The organism is Borborobacter xinjiangensis (genome assembly GCF_047739745.1).
GTDB lineage: Bacteria > Pseudomonadota > Alphaproteobacteria > Rhizobiales > Rhizobiaceae > Pseudaminobacter.
The window spans coordinates 224,023-241,933 of sequence record NZ_JBLLVA010000004.1; the positions used below are offsets into that span (position 1 = coordinate 224,023).

Annotated in this window: 14 protein-coding genes; 10 read left to right on the top strand and 4 right to left on the bottom strand. The window is 61.6% G+C overall.

Annotated features, from left to right (window positions below; genetic code table 11):
• Window positions 1-300 precede the first annotated feature (300 nt).
• Complete coding sequence (locus ACLKMW_RS07620; protein ID WP_415723807.1) at window positions 301-921, bottom strand: ANTAR domain-containing response regulator; 621 nt, start codon at window positions 919-921, stop codon at window positions 301-303.
• A 96-nt stretch (window positions 922-1,017) separates the two neighbouring features.
• A complete protein-coding gene (locus ACLKMW_RS07625) occupies window positions 1,018-2,166 on the bottom strand; it encodes a transporter substrate-binding domain-containing protein (protein ID WP_415723808.1) in 1,149 nt (382 codons plus the stop codon).
• A 325-nt stretch (window positions 2,167-2,491) separates the two neighbouring features.
• On the opposite strand from ACLKMW_RS07625, the gene ACLKMW_RS07630 reads away from it, so the two are divergent.
• From ACLKMW_RS07630 to ACLKMW_RS07665, 8 genes are all read left to right on the top strand, one after another.
• Window positions 2,492-3,478, top strand: a complete 987-nt coding sequence (locus tag ACLKMW_RS07630; protein WP_415723809.1) for an asparaginase — start codon at window positions 2,492-2,494, stop codon at window positions 3,476-3,478.
• 79 nt (window positions 3,479-3,557) lie between these two features.
• On the top strand, window positions 3,558-4,286 hold the full coding sequence (locus ACLKMW_RS07635) for a Crp/Fnr family transcriptional regulator (protein ID WP_415723810.1): 729 nt from the start codon (window positions 3,558-3,560) through the stop codon (window positions 4,284-4,286).
• 264 nt (window positions 4,287-4,550) lie between these two features.
• Window positions 4,551-5,162, top strand: a complete 612-nt coding sequence (locus ACLKMW_RS07640) for a hypothetical protein (RefSeq protein WP_415723811.1) — start codon at window positions 4,551-4,553, stop codon at window positions 5,160-5,162.
• Between the two features lie 274 nt (window positions 5,163-5,436).
• Complete coding sequence (locus ACLKMW_RS07645) at window positions 5,437-5,847, top strand: hypothetical protein (protein WP_415723812.1); 411 nt, start codon at window positions 5,437-5,439, stop codon at window positions 5,845-5,847.
• A 143-nt stretch (window positions 5,848-5,990) separates the two neighbouring features.
• Window positions 5,991-7,799 carry a type I secretion system permease/ATPase gene (locus ACLKMW_RS07650; protein ID WP_415723813.1) on the top strand — a complete coding sequence of 603 codons (1,809 nt, stop codon included), beginning with the start codon at window positions 5,991-5,993 and terminating at the stop codon, window positions 7,797-7,799.
• Window positions 7,796-9,529 (top strand): HlyD family type I secretion periplasmic adaptor subunit, encoded by a 1,734-nt coding sequence (locus tag ACLKMW_RS07655; protein ID WP_415723814.1) that lies wholly within the window; start codon window positions 7,796-7,798, stop codon window positions 9,527-9,529. The genes ACLKMW_RS07650 and ACLKMW_RS07655 overlap by 4 nt, the downstream gene beginning before the upstream one ends.
• A 209-nt stretch (window positions 9,530-9,738) precedes the next feature.
• The gene (locus tag ACLKMW_RS07660) at window positions 9,739-10,572 is read left to right on the top strand and encodes a hypothetical protein (RefSeq protein ID WP_415723815.1); all 834 of its coding nucleotides are present in this window, start codon (window positions 9,739-9,741) and stop codon (window positions 10,570-10,572) included.
• A 215-nt stretch (window positions 10,573-10,787) separates the two neighbouring features.
• Window positions 10,788-11,555 carry a response regulator transcription factor gene (locus tag ACLKMW_RS07665; protein WP_415723816.1) on the top strand — a complete coding sequence of 256 codons (768 nt, stop codon included), beginning with the start codon at window positions 10,788-10,790 and terminating at the stop codon, window positions 11,553-11,555.
• A 232-nt stretch (window positions 11,556-11,787) separates the two neighbouring features.
• On the opposite strand, the gene torT is transcribed toward ACLKMW_RS07665, so the two are convergent.
• Entirely contained in the window at window positions 11,788-12,834 is a 1,047-nt protein-coding gene (torT, locus tag ACLKMW_RS07670) for a TMAO reductase system periplasmic protein TorT (RefSeq protein WP_415723817.1), read from the bottom strand.
• 163 nt (window positions 12,835-12,997) lie between these two features.
• Between torT and torS the strand changes: the two genes are divergently transcribed.
• On the top strand, window positions 12,998-15,913 hold the full coding sequence (gene torS / locus ACLKMW_RS07675; protein ID WP_415723818.1) for a TMAO reductase system sensor histidine kinase/response regulator TorS: 2,916 nt from the start codon (window positions 12,998-13,000) through the stop codon (window positions 15,911-15,913).
• 45 nt (window positions 15,914-15,958) lie between these two features.
• Here the strand turns inward: torS and torR are convergent, their stop codons facing one another.
• Complete coding sequence (gene torR, locus ACLKMW_RS07680; protein WP_415723819.1) at window positions 15,959-16,669, bottom strand: two-component system response regulator TorR; 711 nt, start codon at window positions 16,667-16,669, stop codon at window positions 15,959-15,961.
• A gap of 190 nt (window positions 16,670-16,859) precedes the next feature.
• Here torR and ACLKMW_RS07685 point away from each other — a divergent pair, with 190 nt between their 5' ends.
• The gene (locus ACLKMW_RS07685; protein ID WP_415723820.1) at window positions 16,860-17,813 is read left to right on the top strand and encodes an ABC transporter substrate-binding protein; all 954 of its coding nucleotides are present in this window, start codon (window positions 16,860-16,862) and stop codon (window positions 17,811-17,813) included.
• Window positions 17,814-17,911: the final 98 nt, after the last annotated feature.

A 17,911-nucleotide genomic window follows, 5' to 3' on the forward strand; every position in this document is an offset into this window, starting at 1 on the left:
GATGCCTAAGTTTAAATTTTAGACAGCGTTTCCCATTCAGGCATTTCTACTGCCTGTTGTTTGTCTATGTTATTTTCTGATAGCTTCGTTGCTAGCGTTGATTAAAGTACGCTCAAGCAACCGATGGAATCGGTTACCATGAAGAATGATAAAAACAAAAAAGCTCCCGCAGGCATGTTTCCCACGAGAGCTTCGTTGCTCGATTTCTTTCGCATCGTTGCGACAGTGTATTGGTACTGTGACAATTCACCGCTGTCAACACATTCCCACGAAAATAAATTTACTCTCCAGACGAGCCACCTATAGCAGATCGCTCGCATTTATGACCGCCATTGCGATCGCCTCGATGGTCGTGCGCTTGTTCATGGCCTGCTCGCGCAGGGTTTCGTAAGCGACCTGTTCCGACACGTTGTTGGCGGCCATCAGGATCGCTTTGGCCTTGTCGATATCGCGATGCGCCTTCAGCTTTGCGCTCATGCGCTCGACACGCATCCGCAACCGCTCCTCGCGCCTGTGGTTGTTCACGCTGAGCAGCACATTGGCGAGTATGCCGAAAGTGCGCAGCGGCAAGCCGATGACCGCCTGAGCCCGCAGCCGCAGCACTTTCTCCACGATGATCGGATTCTCATAATCGACGATGGCGATCAAAACCGCCGGGGGATCGTCGGCATCCCAGTTCAGGACGATGTCGCCTTCCACGATCGGACGCAGGAAAACGAAAACAACATCTGTATTGGGCGGAATCTCGGTCGGCGGCGGCCAGCTGGTCTGGACCTGGCAGCCAATCCGGTTGAGGTGCTGCCACAATTCTTCGCCCTCGCTGCTCTTGGGCTGGAGCAAAAGCACGCGAAGATTCCGCAAATCCTTGATCAGGATCGGCGTGGATCGTTCGTTCGACGAGTTGGAGCTACGCGATACCATCGTTCCTCATCGTTGCGACATCGCGCTGTGGGAACCAACCGGATCGCCACATCGCGAAAGGGTAAGTTCAAGGGCTCCTGCCTCCAGCACCGGCGGCTAGTTCGAACGCATTGCCAAGCGGGCCCCCCACTCATTCGGATTGTAGCTGGCAAGATAGGGATCGGGCCGTATGGCGAATTCTGACGCCGAAAGAATTTCGAACTGGCCGTCTTGCCGGGCGCGGCCGATCTTCGGCCAGACATGGGTATGGGCATTGTCGGGATCTATCCGCACCCGCCCTTGCGGCGCGTCGAACTCGGCCCCGAGGATGGCCGGCCTCAATACGTCGATTTCGTCCGTATTGGTCTTGCGCAGCGCATCGGCCACGATCTTCACCTGAAAGTAGGCCGCCTCCCAGCACATATTCGTCACGACGTCATCACCAAACCTGGCGGCATAGCGTTTCATGCAAGCCTCGTTCTGCGGCCCCTTCTGAGACTGGAAATAGGTGGCCGAGGTAATGTGGCCCGCCCCGGCAGCGACACCCATCGCCTGGATGTCGGATTCGCTGGTGGTCAGGCTGGCAATTGGCATGGTCCCGGGATCCAGCCCCGCCTCGGCAAAAGCCTGGTAAAAATGGACGATGCTCTCGCCGACGAAATTGCAGAAGATCACGTCGGGCCGCCGGCGCTTGATATCGGCGACAAGCCGCTTGTAGGCCAAGCGTTTCGCGTCGAGTTTCAGGTACCCCCGCTCGACCACCGCGCCGCCATGGTTCTGGACCATTTCGCTCATGATGCGATCGGACTCGCGCGGCCAGATGTAGTCGGAACCGACCATGTAAAAGCGCGTGCCGACATTGTTCAGCAAATACTCGCCCAGTTGGGTGCTGTTTTGATTGGGTGCCGCGCCGCAATAGATGATGTTCCGCGAATACTCGAAGCCCTCATATTGGGCCGGGTAGCAGAGGAGCCCGTTGCGACGCTCCACGGCGCGAAGCACCGCCTTTCGCGAACTCGACATGTAGCAGCCGAAGATGACCCTGACACCGTGTTCGGCGAGCAGTCGGTCGGCCATTCTGTTATAGGCGATCGGATCACCGGCCGGATCGTAATGGATCGGAACCAGTTCGCGCCCGTTGATGCCGCCGGCCTTGTTCACTTCATCGATCGAAAACAGCGTGGCATCCAGCATGCTGCGTTCCATGACCGAAGTGACCCCGGTTTGGGAGAATAGGACACCGACTTCTATCGGCTCTTCAGTCATGTTCGCCCTCAAATCCCAACTCCCCCGGCGCATCATCGCGTTCAGACGAAACCGTCGGAACGAGCGAGGAGCGCCCGACTTTCCAAATAAAAAAGCGCCCGCACGGAAAAACCGTTGCAGAGCGCCTTTGCTCGATCGAGGACGCCAGTATCCTCACACCTCGATCTTGGCTCAAGCGACGATCCCAGTCAACGTGATTGCGAACAACGCCGATCGGTTCTTCGCGCTCCCGATAAATATGCCTATGCTGAAACCGGCAGATCGAGCAGCTTCGACCGAAGGGCGAATCCGCCACCAAGCGCAACGAGGGATGCGAAGCTCCAGAATGACCCGACCGAAAGTCCACATCGTCGTGCTTGGCGGCACCATAACCATGGCCCCGCAAAAGGCCGGCGGCATCGCACCATCGATCTCCGGCGGAGACCTGGTGGCGGCGGTGCCCGCCCTCTCCGATGTCGCGGACATCACCGTTGCAACGCCGTTCCTAGTTCCGGGCGCCTCGCTGTCCTTTGCGCAGATGCGCCAGGTCGATGCGCTAATCGATGAGGCTCTCGCCGGGGCCGCGCATGGCGTCGTCATCGTTCAAGGTACCGACACAATCGACGAGACCGCCTTTCTGCTGGACCTCACCCACCGCCATGCCGGGCCGTTGGTGATAACCGGCGCCATGCGCGGCGCAAGCGCGGCCGGTGCGGACGGCGCCGCCAATCTGCTGGCCGCGGTCACCGTTGCCGCGTCGCCCGCCGCTCGCGACCTCGGTGCGCTTGTCGTCCTCAACGACGAAATCCACGCCGCGCGCTTCGTTGCCAAACTTCACAAGGCGCTGCCCTCGGCATTCGGGTCGCCGGATTTCGGCCCGCTCGGCCATGTCATCGAAGGCCGGGTGCGGATTGCGCTGCGGATTGCCCGGTTCGACGCCGGACTTGCCGCGCCGATGCCTGACGCCGCGTCGGTGGCCCTGGTTTCCACCGGCCTCGGTGGCGACGACCGGATGATCTCTGCGGTTCCAGACCTCGGCTACAAGGGCCTGGTCATTGAGGCGATGGGGGCCGGCCATTTGCCGGGCAATCTCGTGGCCGCCGGCGAGCAGGTCGCCAAAATGATGCCGGTCATCCTGGCATCGCGCGTTCCCGGCGGGCCGATCTTTGCAAGCACCTACGGCTTTCCCGGGTCTGAAATCGATCTTCTCGGACGCGGCCTGCTCAGTGCCGGCTTCCTGTCAGCGCACAAGGCGCGTCTGCTTCTGGCGCTATCGCTTGGCGCAGGCCATTCCCTGGCCGAAATCACCGAGGCATTTGCCGCATTCCAGTAGAAGGAGACAAACTGCCGCGAGACAGGCCGGACCCCGAGGCAGTAGGAAGGCGGCAACGGATGGATCGGAGACGACCGCCATGAACCTTCGCCAAGACATTCACAATTCCGAAATCCCGGTGCTGTGCCGCTCGTGCGAGGCGCGTCATCGCGGCCTGTGCGGCGCGCTGGGTTCTGCCGAGCTTCTCGCGCTTGCAAAGAATTCCTCCCGGCTTTGCATTCAGCCGGGCACTGAACTGATCGGCGACAGCGAAAGCGTCGAAAGCTTTTCCAACGTGCTGTCCGGCGTGGTGAAGCTCACAAAGACGCTGTCCGACGGCCGCCAGCAGATCGTCGGGCTGCAATTCGCTCCGGATTTCCTCGGCCGCCCCTTCAAGAACGAAAGCGCGCTCAATGCGGAAGCCGCGACCGAAGTCTCTCTGTGCTCGTTCCCGAGACTGGCGATAGAGCGAATGATGAGGGAATCGCCGGAACTCGAGCGCCGGCTGTTTCGCCAGACGCTCAGGGAACTTGATGAGGCGCGCGAATGGATGGTTACGCTGGGACGCAAGTCCGCCGGCGAGAAGATCGCAAGTTTCCTGCTGCTGATTGCTCGCAACATCGATCCGGCAGCGCCGGCTGGCAGCAGGACCGCCAGCTTCGATCTGCCGCTGACGCGTGCCGACATCGCCGATTTTCTCGGAGTGACGATCGAGACCGTCAGCCGCCAGCTTACCAGGCTCCGAACCGAAGGCATCATCCGCATCGAGCACAATCGGCATGTCACGGTGGATGACCTAGGCCAGCTCGAAGCCCGCTCCGGCAGATAGCCGCCGGCGCCCGCGAGATTTACATCACCTGCAAGCAGAGGGTTGGGGCGAAAGCCACGCCACCTCATTCGTCGGTATTAACCCGGTCGAATGACTGTGCCGCGAGCGACGCGATTTCAGCTACGCTTGAACTAACGCCTTAGGAAACTGAAGGCACCTGTCGCGCCATCACATTTCGCCCGACTTGGCGTCTATCGCCGGCTTTCGAACGATGGAATGCTGAGCCTGCGCGCGGGTCGGGCGCGATGCCGAGGGAGGCGCTCGATGGAGCCTGACGAGAAGCTCGACGTCGACATTGATCAAGACTCGGAAATCGGCGACGACACCGATCTGGGGGTAAGTGTCGTCGGCTCGCGTCCGGTCACGGTCATATTCGACACTGAAGTCGACCAAAACGGCGAGATGGACCAGGACGCCGACGTCGCAACCGATTCAGGCGACGAGGACGGCCGCGACATCGAGGTCGGTGTCGAGCAGCGGCCGGAGGTCGACCAGAGGATCGAGGTCGACGTGGAAGTCAGCGAAGACAATGACGGAAACATCCTCGTCGAGATCGATGCCGAATTCGAAGACGACATTGAAATCGAAAGCGATGTGGATGTCGACTTGGACGAGGATGACGAAGACAGTCTTGACGCCGATATCGATCAGGACAGCGAAAGCGACGACAATATCGATGTCGATGTCGAGATCCGCGACGATCTTGACGCCGACGTCGAGGTAGACATCGCGTCACTGGTGGCGACGGCCGTGCAGGCCGAGGTAGACCTCGAAGAGGACGAGGACAGCGCCGAACTCGACGTCGATACCGACGAATGGGCCGAGGCGGACGGCGACATCGATGTGGTCGTCGACTTAAGCGACATCGATGCCTGACACACACGAACAAGCGACCCGCCAGGCGGTGCCCTCGCGTCACCCGCAACGGTTCACCCGATCAGGTCATTGTCACCCATGTTTACGAGCCCTGCCGCACCGGGATCGCCATTTCGGGCCGGATCAAATTGGCAACTATTCTCAAAAGTTCAAAGCGGGGAAGCTTTGATGCCGATGGGTTATCGGAAGGCTCGGCTGGCTACCCGATGACTGTCGCTCCGCTCCGGAAGCAGATGCCCGCCAGAGCGGCTTTCTCGAACGGGAGGGTGAACCCATGCCTGACTTTGACGACAATGATTTCGATATCGACATTGATGCCGACATAGACCAGGGCCTCGATCAGGACCAGGACCAGGACGTAGACGTCGATACCGACCAGGACTCAGACGTCGACACCGACCAAAGTAATGATTCTGACAACGACACCGATCAGGACGCCGACACCGACAATGACGCGGATGCCGACGCCGATGCCCACGCGGACTATTTCGGCTATGCCGAGGCCAATGCGGATGCGGATGCGGACGGTGACGCCGACAACGACAACGACACCGATGTTGCCCAGGCCAACGACAGCGACACCGATGTCGACCAGGATCAGGACGTCGACGTGGATGTCGACCAGGATCAATATGCCGAACAGAACGCCGATATCGATATTGATTTCGACTTCGATTTTGCCTGATCGAACCCACTGATCGCACGCGTCCGGGCGTTGTCCGGACGCCGGCTTACGCCGCTTTCCCGGCGGGCCGCCCGGCGGGTCGGATGTTCCATAGCTGGACGCCGGCCCGCCCCGTTTGAAGCCCTCTTGGAGACATACCGCCCATGGCTCCTTCCCGGTCGACGGCCAGTGCGATCACCGAGGTCGAGCGCGCCTTCAATCTTTGCAAAACCTCGCTGCTGCTGGTCTTCGCGCTCAGCTTCTTCGTCAATTTCCTGGCGCTCACCGTTCCGCTCTATCTCCTGCAAATCTACGATCACGTCCTGGCGAGCCGCAGCCTCGATACGCTGATGATGCTGACCCTGATCGTCGTGGTTGCTCTGGCAGTGCATTCGATGTTGGAGGCGCTGCGCCGGGCAATGCTCGCCCGTGTCGGCGTCTGGCTCGACGACCGCCTGCAGGCCCCGGTTCTCGTCGCCGCCGTGCAATCGGCCTTGCGCGGCAATCCGGCCGCCGCGGCACAAGCCTGGCGCGATGTCGGCGGTCTGCGCAGCTTTTTCGGCGGCTCCGCCTGCACGGCCCTGTTCGATCTTCCGTGGACGCCGATCTTCATTCTGGCGATGGTTCTGGTTCATCCGTTGCTCGGCGCGATCGGCCTCTTCGCCTCGATCGTTCTGTTCGGGCTGGCGGTGCTCAATGAAATGATGACCCGCAAGCCGCTTTCACGCTCCAGCGCCGCCTGGATCGAAAGCCAGCACAGATTCGAATCCCTCATGCGCAACGTCGAAGCCATCAGCGCCATGGGCATGCTGCCCGGAGTCGCCCGCCTGCTGCATGCCGACCAGTCCGACGCCAAGAATGAGCAGCTTGTGGCCGCCGCGCGCGCCTCGACCATGCAGGCTCTCGCCCGCTTCATCCGGCTTCTTGCCCAGGTGGTGGTCATGGCCTGCGCCGCCTGGCTGGTGATCCTCAACGATGTCAGCCCGGCGGCGATCTTCGCCACCTCGATCCTGCTCGGGCGCTCGCTGGCGCCGGTGGAGGGCGCCATCGGCACATGGAAGGCGGTCACCGGCATGCGCCTCGGCTATGGCCGGCTGAAGAAGATCATGGCCTCGGCGCAGCAACCCCGAAGCGCCATGGAACTGCCGCGTCCCAATGGGCAGCTTTCCATCGAGCAGGTCACCTTCATACCGCCCGGCGCAAACACACCCGCCTTGCGCCGGCTTACCTTCGCGATCAATCCGGGCGAGGTTCTCGGCGTGGTCGGTCCGTCCGGGGCCGGCAAGTCGACGCTGGGACGGCTCATTGCCGGCACCACCGCGCCCACGGTCGGGCATGTGCGCCTCGACGGAGCCGAGATGGGCATCTGGCTCGCCGCCGGCGGCCATCAATATCTTGGCTATCTTCCCCAGGACATTGAACTTCTCGGCGGCACCGTCAGGCAGAACATCGCCCGTCTTCAGGACGCGCCGGCAGACGACGTGATTGCCGCCGCATCGATGGTCGGCCTGCACGAAACCATCATGCGGCTTCCTCAAGGCTATGAGACCGATATCGGCGCAGGCGGCACGAAGCTTTCCGGTGGGCAGCGGCAGCGGCTTGGCCTGGCGCGGGCGTTCTTCCGCCAGCCGCGCCTCATCGTGCTCGACGAACCGAACGCCAGCCTCGATTTCGACGGCGAAGAGGCCCTGCGACAAGCCATTCAGGACATGCGGCAGCGGGGATCGACGATCGTCATCATCGCCCAGCGCCTTGGTATCCTGAACATGTCCGACAAGGTTCTGGTGCTGGACAACGGCAGGATGAACGCTTTCGGAAGTCGGCGCGACGTCGCCGGCAAGATCAGAAACGGGCGCACCATCATTCCGGTGAGGAATCCGCAGATCATCGCCGCTCGCAAAGCCGTCGGAAAACTGGGCGATCACCGAGCCGCTAAGCCGCAATCCACCAGCACGGCGGAACAAGCGTCATGAACGACTGGAAGCGCCATCTCGCCGGTCTGATCGCGCGTATTCGAGCGCTGCTCGAATTGCTTGCGCACCGCCTGCGCACGCTTGCAGAGCGGAGCTTGCTCGCTGTCTGTGTATTCGCAATCCGCCTGCGTGCGGCATTCATGCACCTGCTGGCACTGGCCGTGAAAACCGCAAAGACCGGCATGACTGCTTCACGCGTCCACGCCGTCAGTCTCACTGCATATCTGGCTTCGCTCCGTCCGATCCTTGCCAGATCGAGTGCACGCTGGGCATCGATCTTTCAAACCAATTGGCAGCGAACACGTGCCGCCATCGTCGCCGCGTGGAACAGCAAGGATCCACAGTCCGCAAGCGAAATCCGGCCGGCACCTGCTTTCAAAGGCGCCAGCCGTAATGTGCCGCGGGACCTTGCCGCCATACTGCCGCAGCCCCCCGGCACGCCGTTGCAGCGCATGCGCCTTCTGGCAGCCACAGCCTTTGCAGTTGTCGGCGTGTTCATCATCGGTTTCGGCGTATGGGCGACTTTTGCGCCACTGGAGAGTGCGGCCATCGCCGGCGGGGCGATCGAGGCTGAAACAAGCCGCAAGACCATCCAGCATCTGGAAGGCGGCATCATTCAGCGCATATTGGTAGCGGACGGCGATGAAGTGGCCGCCGGCCAACCCCTTATCCGTCTGGACGACACCAAGGCGCACGCCACCGTGCAGATGCTACAGATGCAACTCTGGGACGCCCAGGCGCTGGAGGCGCGCCTTTTGGCCGAACGCGGGGCTCACAGCACCATCCGGTTTCCACTGACAATCCGGCCGGTCGCCAAGGACGAGCCAGCGCTGGCGGAGATCATCGCCGGCCAGATGAAGATTTTCGACACAAGGCGCAAGCTGCAGGCGTCACGGATCGAGGTCATCCAGCAGCGCATGGCTCAGACGAAAGAGGAAATCGCCGGTCTGCGCTTCCAGGAACAGGCTGCCACCAAGCGCTCGGCGATCATCAGTGACGAGATCGCCGTCGTCACCCCTCTGGTTGTCAAGCGCCTGCAGGCGCGGCAGCGTCTGTCGCTGCTCGAACGCGAACAGGCGGAGGTCGATGGTCGCATCGGCGACACCCGCGCCCAGATCGCGCGCGCGGAGCAGTCGATCGGTGAATCGCAGGCAACGATACTGAAGCTGGAAAGCGACCGTCAGACCGAGATCGCACAGGAACTGCGCGACACGCGGGCCCGGATCTTCGAGCTCGTCGAACGCATCAACGCGGCCAGCGACGTTCTCGCCCGGACTGTCGTTCGCGCGCCGGAGGCGGGCACCGTCACCGATCTGCGCATCCATACGCCGGGAGGCGTCATCGCGGCCGGCGAGCCGCTGCTGGACCTCGTTCCGGCCCAGGACCGGCTGATCGTGAGCGCGCAGGTCAAGCCGGAGGACATCGACCTGGTCCGCCCCGGGCTGGATGCCCGGGTGCGCCTCCTGTCCTACAAGCATCGCCGCGTGCCGCCAGTGGACGGCATCCTCACCTATGTCTCGGCCGACCGGCTGGTCGATCGCGAAACCGAGCGGACCTACTATACGGCCCGCATCCGCATCAGCGAGGCATCGCTGCATGCCCTGCCCGAGGTCGAGATCATGCCCGGCATGCCGGTCGAGGTGTTGATCAAGACCGGACAATTCACGGTCGCCCACTACGCGCTTCGTCCCGTTCTCGACAGCTTCAACCGTGCTTTCCGTGAGGATTGAGGCTAGGGATGTTCTGTGTCGACAAAGGCACCCGTGATCTGCTTCCGTTCCTCGAAGCCGACCCATGGGAAATAGCCGGCCCGGCAGTGGAGTTCAGCGGACGCCCTGCCCCGTCGAGCGACGGCCCGCCGCCATTGCCCGATCCATCCCAAATCCATTCAACCGACCTGCCGCGGATGGACGATGAGGCCGATGGGAAATCTGCGACGATGCCGATCAAAGCTTTGCCAACGACCGCGACCCACACGGAAGCGCCGGAATCACCTATCGACAGCGTGCACATCGTTCCGGTGCCGCTCGCCAAAGCGGAATTCGGCGATGCGCCCACGGCCGCATCCCACGCCGCGCCGCACATTGATTGGGACCATGACGAAGGCAGCGAAGACACCCGGACCGTGAACGATGAAGTTCATGCAGGCGAGGTCGACAGCCCGGATAATGCCACGGAAACGTCCGGCGATGCCCACACGATAAGGGTGATCCAGACCGCCGAAGTCGATCAGGATGCCCGGATCATCGTCGAGGGTTATGTCGGCGAGGTCGTCGCGCGACTGCACATCGACCAGGACCTGCTGATGGACCAGGATGTCGAGATCGCCTTCAGCATCGATGGCAATGGAAACTTCTCCGTCCTGGTCGATCAGGACATGCGCATCGACCAGCAGATCGACATCGACGTCGACATCCGCGAAGAAGACGGCGTTCTTTACCTGGACGTCTTTCTGCGCGACAGGATCGAGGTCGAGCAGGATACGGTGATCGGCATGCACGTCGGCGACGGGCCTGCCGGTGGAACGGTCGAGGTGAGCCAGGACATCGAACTCGATCAGGATGTCGACATTGACATCGATATCGAGGACGACCTCGAAGAACGCTATGTCATCGATGTCCGGATAGACGTTCGCCAGGAAGTCGCCACCGATCAGGACGCCATCGTCGCGGTCAGTGATGACAGCGGCGAGATCGACATGGACGTGGAAGCCACGCAAGTAGCAACGGTCGATCAGGAAACCATCATACGCGCCGATTTTGCTCTGGTCTGACGCAAATCCCACCTGACATTTGTCGAGCTTGGCACCCTGGGCACCTACCGCCAGAGGAAGGGCGAGCCACGCGAGTATCAGCCAAATGGTGAAGCCCGATGGCGCTTACGATCCTCCAACTAGGCTGGATAATCGACCTTCAATTATTTATGATGTGAAATTCAGTCCTGGCGGGGTCCCGAGTTTGACGTGAAAACGGCAATGGGAGTGAAACTATGGCTGTCCTGCTTTCGGGCGAAGTGCTCAACGTCCCGCAATCCTCCATCATCGTCATCGACCCCCACGCTCTCTCCAGAAGCTGCCTGGCGCGCATCCTGCGTAGCGAGCTTCCGGATTTCACGGTGCTGGAGATCGCCGCGACAGACGAGCTCGACGCCTTCATCGGAAAGCATGTCGACCTGACCGTTCTCAATATAGAACGCCGGCCCTTGACCGACGAACCGGTGCTGGAAAATCTCGCCGATCTTCGCCAGTCGCTGCCGGAAACACCTGTCGTGCTCCTTACCCAATTCGAGGAATCGGCGATTTCCGATGCGATGATTTCAGCGGTCGCCCGGTCCGGTGTACGCGGCTACATCACCCACGCCTCGCCTGTCGAGGTCGTGCTTGCGGCCTTGCGGCTGGTATTGGCAGGCGGAGTGTATTTTCCGCGATCCGTGGTGCTGGACGATGAAACCTACCCCAATTGGGCGACAGCATCATCCGAACACATGGTTTCGGTGCCGGCACCCGTCACCATCAATGGCGAGACCTCCGAAGTTTCCTTCAATGCGGAAGCGGCAAACGTCGCCTTCACGCAGCGCGAACGCGAGGTCTTGGCGACCCTGCAGCGCGGCCTGTCCAACAAGATCATCGCCAGCGAGCTCAACCTGTCCCAGAACACGATCAAGGTGCATATTTCGCACATCATGCGAAAGCTGAACGCCACCAACCGCACGGAAGCGGCGCTCGTGGCGCAGCGGAATCTCTTGAACCCCACCTGAGTCGTATCCGGCAAGAAGGACAGGTGGTCCTCTCGGATATCGAGGCGCAGCGCCCAGCAGCGTTGCCTGAATGGCGGTTGCGGGCCGCCTCTGCCGGACACTGGCCGGGGCTTACTCAACCCGTCCCCGACACTGACCAGATTGCAGCCGATCGGTTAACCGACGGTTACCTTACAAATCCAGAACGACCGGCCGCGCGGCTTCGAACAGCACACTTTGATTTGAGCATCCGCTAAGGAACGCTGAAAGTCGGCTTGAACCAGGCGGGGGCCAGACTTTCTTCCAGATCGAGCGACATGACGTTTTTGCGGTCGACCATCTCGACGCGCGGGCCGATGTGGCGGTGTGTGAGTGTGCCCTCGATTGCCCTGATCGCCTGATCGACCGCGATGCGACCTTGCAGCGGCGGAGAATCCGTCGGCGCGGCAACCACCTTGCCACGGTAGATCGCTCGGAAAGTGCCGTGCGTGAAGTAGTCCGCCAGTATCTTGACCTGGTCTTCACGGCCCTGTGCCCGCAGGATGCTCACCGCCGCATCGGCCGTCGGTGCGCTGCCGACGATGTAGTCGATATCGGGATGTTCCTCGAGCAGTTCCTCGATCAGCAAAAGCTGGATCTCGAAACCGGTGTCGCCCTGCTTGATGGCGGCGATCTGCGCCGAACTGCCCTTCAGGGCACTACGGAACCCTGCTTCGACGAACTTGACCCAGCCCGCGCCTTTCGGTCCGGGAAACCACGCCACCTTTACCGGCTTTGAGCCGACTGGATGCAGGCGCGCAAGATAGTTCCCGACCGAGCGGCCCATCTCTTCCCAAGGCACGCCCGATTTCGCCGTTATGCCCGTGTCTTCGATGTCGTTCACCGCGGCGATAACCGGAATGCGGCGGGCGATTTCCCGGATGTGCGGGGTCAGGCCGTCATAGGAGACCGTCCCGACGATAAGGGCGTCAGCCGAGGCGGTGCATGCCTCTATCTGCTCGATCTGGCGCTGGAGATTGGGATAACCGCCGGCTTCCACGACGGTAAGCCGCACGCCGGCGGCACGCGCCTGTTCGACCATGCCGTAATTGACGCTGGTCCAGTATGAATCCTTCAGATGGGGATAGGATGCGCAGATCCGCCATGGCTTGGCGGCTCTTTGCACGGGGACGTAGTCGATCGTCTCGGGAGGCCGGGAATAGCCGAAGTCAGGTTGCCAGGAATCGAATCGCCAAGGCTCCTCCAGCTTGCCGGCGCCGCTCTCGCCCGCCGTGCCGAACAGGCAGGCACAGGAAATCATCAGCAACGATCCGAAGATTGGCTTAAGGGTCCTCATTCGTGTGAGGCTAATGCATTTCGCGTTCGGACGGAAACGCCCGAACATGCGAAAATGCGTCAATCGAGCACCAGTCACATGCCAGGCACATCAGACAGCTTCCGCCAGTCCCGGGAACCATGATTATATGCGGGCCATGTTTCGCAGACTGGGCATAGGCGGAAGGCTGTTCCTGGCTTTCCTGTGCATCGCCGCGCTCTCGCTCTCCTCGGGCGTGGCGGGCTGGTTGATCCTGCGTCACATCTCCACGGCACAATCGGTGGTGAATTCGCAGGCCCTTCCAGCCGTGGGCGCCACCCAGCGCACGGCCGAACTGAGTGCCCGGCTCGTCGCCATAGCTCCGGCCCTTACGGTAGCGAATTCGCGCGAAGACCTGTTTGTCGAGCAGACGAAGCTTTCCAGCCTGACGCTGGAGATCGTGCAGTCGCTCAGCGAAGTCAGGCGTCTTTCGATCGCGCCGGAGCTCGTCGCGGAGTTTTCCAGTGCCGTCGAGAAGATGCTGGTCAATCTCAAGAACCACAATGATCTGGTTCGCCGGCGGCTGGACCTGGAGCAGGTCTATAGGGAGCGGGCGGACAAGGCGGCCGACGCGGCGCAGTCGATTTTTCTGCTTGCCGAAACGCTGGTTTCCAACGCCTCGGCGGGCACGGCGGCGGTCACCGCCAATCTTTACGGGCTGATCGACGATCCGGCGCGAAAGGAAGAAGCCTACAGCGCCATCGATCGGCTGATCGAGCACGACATCTATCTGATGGAGCGCATGTATGAGTTGCGCCACCGCAGCGCGCAGATAAATCTGCTCATCAACAGGCTGACACGTGCCGGAACCCTGGCTGAGATAAATGAAATCAGCCGCATCTACTATGAGCATCTGCGGGTCGTTCGCCGCCGGATTTTAAGCATCGACGATCCCACCCGGCTGGCGCAGGCCAACGAGTTCATGGGGGCGATCAAGGCGGCGGCCGGTGACGCGCCGGTATCGGGAACCATCTTCGGCTATCGCCGAAGCCTGGTGGACCTGGCCGGCACGCTGGACACGCTCGCCCAGGCAAATCGCGATCTTTCGGTGAGCCTGAACGAGGTCGCCCGCGATATCCTTGGCCAGTCGAGCGAGTTCGCGCGGATGACTGCGAGCCGCGCCGACAAGGCAGTGCAGATCGGCCTCTACGTGCTTGTCATCGCGGTGATCGGCGCCGTTCTGGTTTCCGGCGCCATTGTCTGGTTCTATGTCCAACGCAACCTCGTTCGCCGCCTGCATGACCTGTCGGGCGCCATGCAGCGACTGACCGCCGGCGACCTCGACGTCAGCGTGAGGGAAAGCGGCGATGGCGAACTGCGCACGATGGCGGTCGCGGTAAACAGGTTCCGCGACGAATCGCAAAGACGGCTCGATCTGGAAAACGAACGCGCGCGCATCACCGAGGAGCTCAGGCGGCATCGCGAGGAGCTGCAGCAACTCGTCGAAGAGCAGACGGAGCAGATCAGGTTGGCCAATACGCGCCTGCGCCAGGAAGTTGTCGATCACACTGAAGCGCGCGAACGCGCCGAGCAGGCCAGCAAGGCCAAGTCTGCTTTTCTTGCCACGATGAGCCACGAAATAAGGACGCCGATGACCGGCATGCTGGGCATGATCCGCCTGCTTGGCGACTCCGGGCTCAACTCCGAGCAGCGCAGCCACCTTTCCATCCTGGCCAATTCCGGAGAGGCGTTGCTTGGCATACTGAACGCAATCCTCGACTATTCGAAGGTTGAATCGGGCAAGGTTGCGGCCGAACCGGCCAACTTCATGCTGGCGCCGCTCATCGAGGGCGTCGTGGCGCTGATGAAGCCTACCGCGACCGAGAAGGGCCTCGATCTCCGGTTCGAAGTCGATTCGCGTCTGGCCCCGGCCTTTTGTGCCGATGCCGGCAAGATAAGGCAGATCGTCTTCAACCTGGTGAGCAACGCGATCAAATTCACCGAGAAGGGTCAAATTCTGGTCGAAGCGAAGCTGGAGCGCGAAAAGAAGAACCTGCAAATCGTGCGCGTGAGCGTTTGCGACACCGGCATCGGAATCACGCCCGAACATCATGAAGACGTTTTCCAGGCGTTCCTGCAGACCGACGCGTCGATCACGAGGCGCTTCGGCGGCACCGGCCTGGGGCTCGCCATCAGCCGTCAGCTCGCCAAGCTGATCGATGCCGACCTTGCACTTGTCTCGCAAGCCGGCCACGGCAGCACCTTCACCTTGACAGTGCCGCTGCGCAAGGCCTCCGGCGTCGGCAAATTGCGCAAGGACGGAAGCGGCCAGCATGAACGGGCAGCAACACCACGCAACATACTCGTGGTCGAGGACGACGAGGCCACGCGGCTGGTCACCGTCACCATTCTTTCACGGGCAGGCCACAAGGTGACGGCTGTCGCCTCCGGATATCTTGCCCTGGAGGCGGTGGCCGATTTCGCCCCCGACGTGGTTGTGATGGACATCAGCCTGCCCGGCATCGATGGGACCGAAACGATGACACGGATCCGCGCGGCCCTGGATCAGCCCGGATTGCCCGTCATCGCGATGTCGGCGCATGTCTTCAGGGAAGACGTGGAGCGGCATCTGCGCGCCGGCATGAATGCCTTCGTCGCCAAGCCGATAGAGCCCGAACTGCTGCTTGAAGCCATCGCCGCGCTGGCGGAAGCCTCCTCTACTGTGGCAACAGCCGTTGCGCTGGACCAGACCGCCTGCAAGGCGGACCTGCACACGCTTGGATTGGAAACGGTCACGCGCCTGCAAGAAATTGCGCGCGACAGTCTTCCTCGCCGCTTCCAGTCGATGCACGAAGCGGTTCAGGCCGATGACCGCGCGTCCCTGAAGGATCTCGCCCATTCGACGCGAAGTGCGGCCGGATCGATCGGGTTCTTGCGGCTCCTGCAAGCGGCGGAAGCCCTCGAGGCCGCGTCTTCCCGCTCCTCAACCGCGCAATTGCAGCAAATGGTGAGGGAGTGCGAGGACGCATTCGCCGAAGGCACGAGGCTGTGGGACGAGATGGTGCTGCAGCCGGCAGGCGCCTGAGCATGATCTTTTCCCAAAACCGGCATCCAGCTTCGGGATCATGCTCTAACTGGCGCTCGGTGCGAAGAAATAGCCTTCGCCATGCGAGGTGACGATGATCCTCGGCATGCGGGGATTGTCCTTCAGCTTTTGTCGGACCCTTCGCACGATTACGTCGACAGTCCGGTCGCTGGCATCCCAGTCGCGCCTCGAAATCTCATGCAGCAGTCGCTCGCGTGACATCACCTGGCCGGGGTTGGCCGTCAGGACGGCGAGCAGTTTGAACTCAGCCCGCGTCATCTCGACATAGGTTCCGTTCTGCGCCCGCAATGTGCGCCGGGCAAGGTCCAGCGTCCAGCCGTCGAAGCAGCGCAGGCTGGATGCGGCACTGCCGTTTTGGCGGCTATTGCCCAGCCGCCGCAGAAGCCCCTTCACACGGGCAAGCAGTTCACGGTGCTCGACCGGCTTCGTCACATAATCGTCCGCCCCGATTTCGAGCCCGACGATGCGATCGACCGTGTCAGTCCTTCCGGTGACCAGGATGATACCGGCGTCCGAACGCTCGCGCTGCTCCCGCGTCAGCTTGAGGCCGTCTTCGCCGGGCAGGTTGATGTCAATCAGCAAGAGATCGGCCGGGCGTTGATCGATGATGCTTCGCATCTGCTCGCCATCAGCCGCCTCGCTGACCTGGTAGCCTTCGGCGACGAAATAGGCGGCAAGCTTCGCGCGCGTTACCGGGTCATCCTCGACGATGACGATGTGATGCCGAGTTCGCATGCACTCCAATCCTCCCCCGCCGGCGATTAACATCTTTTCACAACTCAGGCCACGACTTTTACACAGCGCACGACACCGGTTTACGTCTCGTGACTATGGTTGGAAGGCTTGGAATGAGGCGGGCCTCGATCTGGACAGGTTGTGCCCCTTCGCCGGCGATGAGGAGCAAACAGACAAAGGGGAGACCTCAATGAAGAAATTGGTGCAGTCTACAGGACTTGCCGCAATATTGGCGCTGACTGGAAGCATGGCGTTTGCCGAGGATTCCACGGACGCCATCAAGATTCCGACGCACAATTGGTCAAGCCAGATCGTCGGCGCGCATATCGTCGGCAAGCTCCTGGAAAAGACCGGAGCCACCGTGGAATATGTCTCCACCGATAGCCAGGTCGTCTACACGGCGGCTTGCGAAGGCGACGTCCACCTCGTGCATGAGGTGTGGGAAGGCGCGTTTGGCGTCGCCTTCCAGAAAGTCGTCGACGAAGGCTGCGTGGTCGATGCGGCTACGCACGATGCAAAGACCCGCGAGGAGTGGTGGTATCCGAGCTATGTCGAGGAAATCTGCCCCGGCCTGCCGGCCTGGGATGCGCTGAATGCCTGCGCGGAAAAATTCGCCACGGCCGAAACCAGCCCCAAAGGCCGGTTTCTTGGCGGTCCGGTCGACTGGCTGAAGCACGACGCCGAACGCGTCGAAGCACTCGACCTGAACTTCGAAGTGGTGAACGCCGGCTCGGCCGCCGCCCTGTGGGCGGAGCTCGAATCCGCGGCGAAACGCAAGGAGCCCATCGTCCTGTTCAACTGGACGCCGAACTTCATCGAGGCGCTGTACGAAGGCAAGTTCGTGGAATTTCCCGAATTCGACGCCAAGTGCAAGGACGATCCTTCATGGGGCACGAACAAGGACATGACCTATGACTGCGGGAACCCGAAGGACGGCTATCTGAAGATCGCCGCCTGGAAGGAGTTTCCGACCAAGTGGCCGAAGGCCTACGCGGTGCTCCAGAAGATCAACTTCACCAATATGGATGTCGCCGTGCAGGCCAAGCTTGCCGACATCGACAACATGGAGCCGGCGCAGGCCGCCGACAAATGGCTGGCCGACAATGAGAGCCGCTGGAAGGCCTGGATCGATCCGGCCAGCTAAAGCTGGCGATCCATCCTTATCCGCATCGTCGCGACGCCGGCACCTGACCGGCGTCGCCTCGAATGCATGCCTCGAGACGCTGGTGCTCGACAGCGGAG

Coding starts and splice junctions, on each gene's coding strand:
- ACLKMW_RS07655 (WP_415723814.1), top strand. CDS start 7,796: ATGAACGACTGGAAGCGCCATCTCGCCGGTCTGATCGCGCGTATTCGA.
- ACLKMW_RS07635 (WP_415723810.1), top strand. CDS start 3,558: ATGAACCTTCGCCAAGACATTCACAATTCCGAAATCCCGGTGCTGTGC.
- ACLKMW_RS07685 (WP_415723820.1), top strand. CDS start 16,860: ATGAAGAAATTGGTGCAGTCTACAGGACTTGCCGCAATATTGGCGCTG.
- ACLKMW_RS07650 (WP_415723813.1), top strand. CDS start 5,991: ATGGCTCCTTCCCGGTCGACGGCCAGTGCGATCACCGAGGTCGAGCGC.
- torT (WP_415723817.1), bottom strand. CDS start 12,834: ATGATTTCCTGTGCCTGCCTGTTCGGCACGGCGGGCGAGAGCGGCGCC.
- ACLKMW_RS07640 (WP_415723811.1), top strand. CDS start 4,551: ATGGAGCCTGACGAGAAGCTCGACGTCGACATTGATCAAGACTCGGAA.
- ACLKMW_RS07630 (WP_415723809.1), top strand. CDS start 2,492: ATGACCCGACCGAAAGTCCACATCGTCGTGCTTGGCGGCACCATAACC.
- ACLKMW_RS07645 (WP_415723812.1), top strand. CDS start 5,437: ATGCCTGACTTTGACGACAATGATTTCGATATCGACATTGATGCCGAC.
- ACLKMW_RS07625 (WP_415723808.1), bottom strand. CDS start 2,166: ATGACTGAAGAGCCGATAGAAGTCGGTGTCCTATTCTCCCAAACCGGG.
- ACLKMW_RS07660 (WP_415723815.1), top strand. CDS start 9,739: ATGCCGATCAAAGCTTTGCCAACGACCGCGACCCACACGGAAGCGCCG.
- ACLKMW_RS07665 (WP_415723816.1), top strand. CDS start 10,788: ATGGCTGTCCTGCTTTCGGGCGAAGTGCTCAACGTCCCGCAATCCTCC.
- torR (WP_415723819.1), bottom strand. CDS start 16,669: ATGCGAACTCGGCATCACATCGTCATCGTCGAGGATGACCCGGTAACG.
- ACLKMW_RS07620 (WP_415723807.1), bottom strand. CDS start 921: ATGGTATCGCGTAGCTCCAACTCGTCGAACGAACGATCCACGCCGATC.
- torS (WP_415723818.1), top strand. CDS start 12,998: ATGCGGGCCATGTTTCGCAGACTGGGCATAGGCGGAAGGCTGTTCCTG.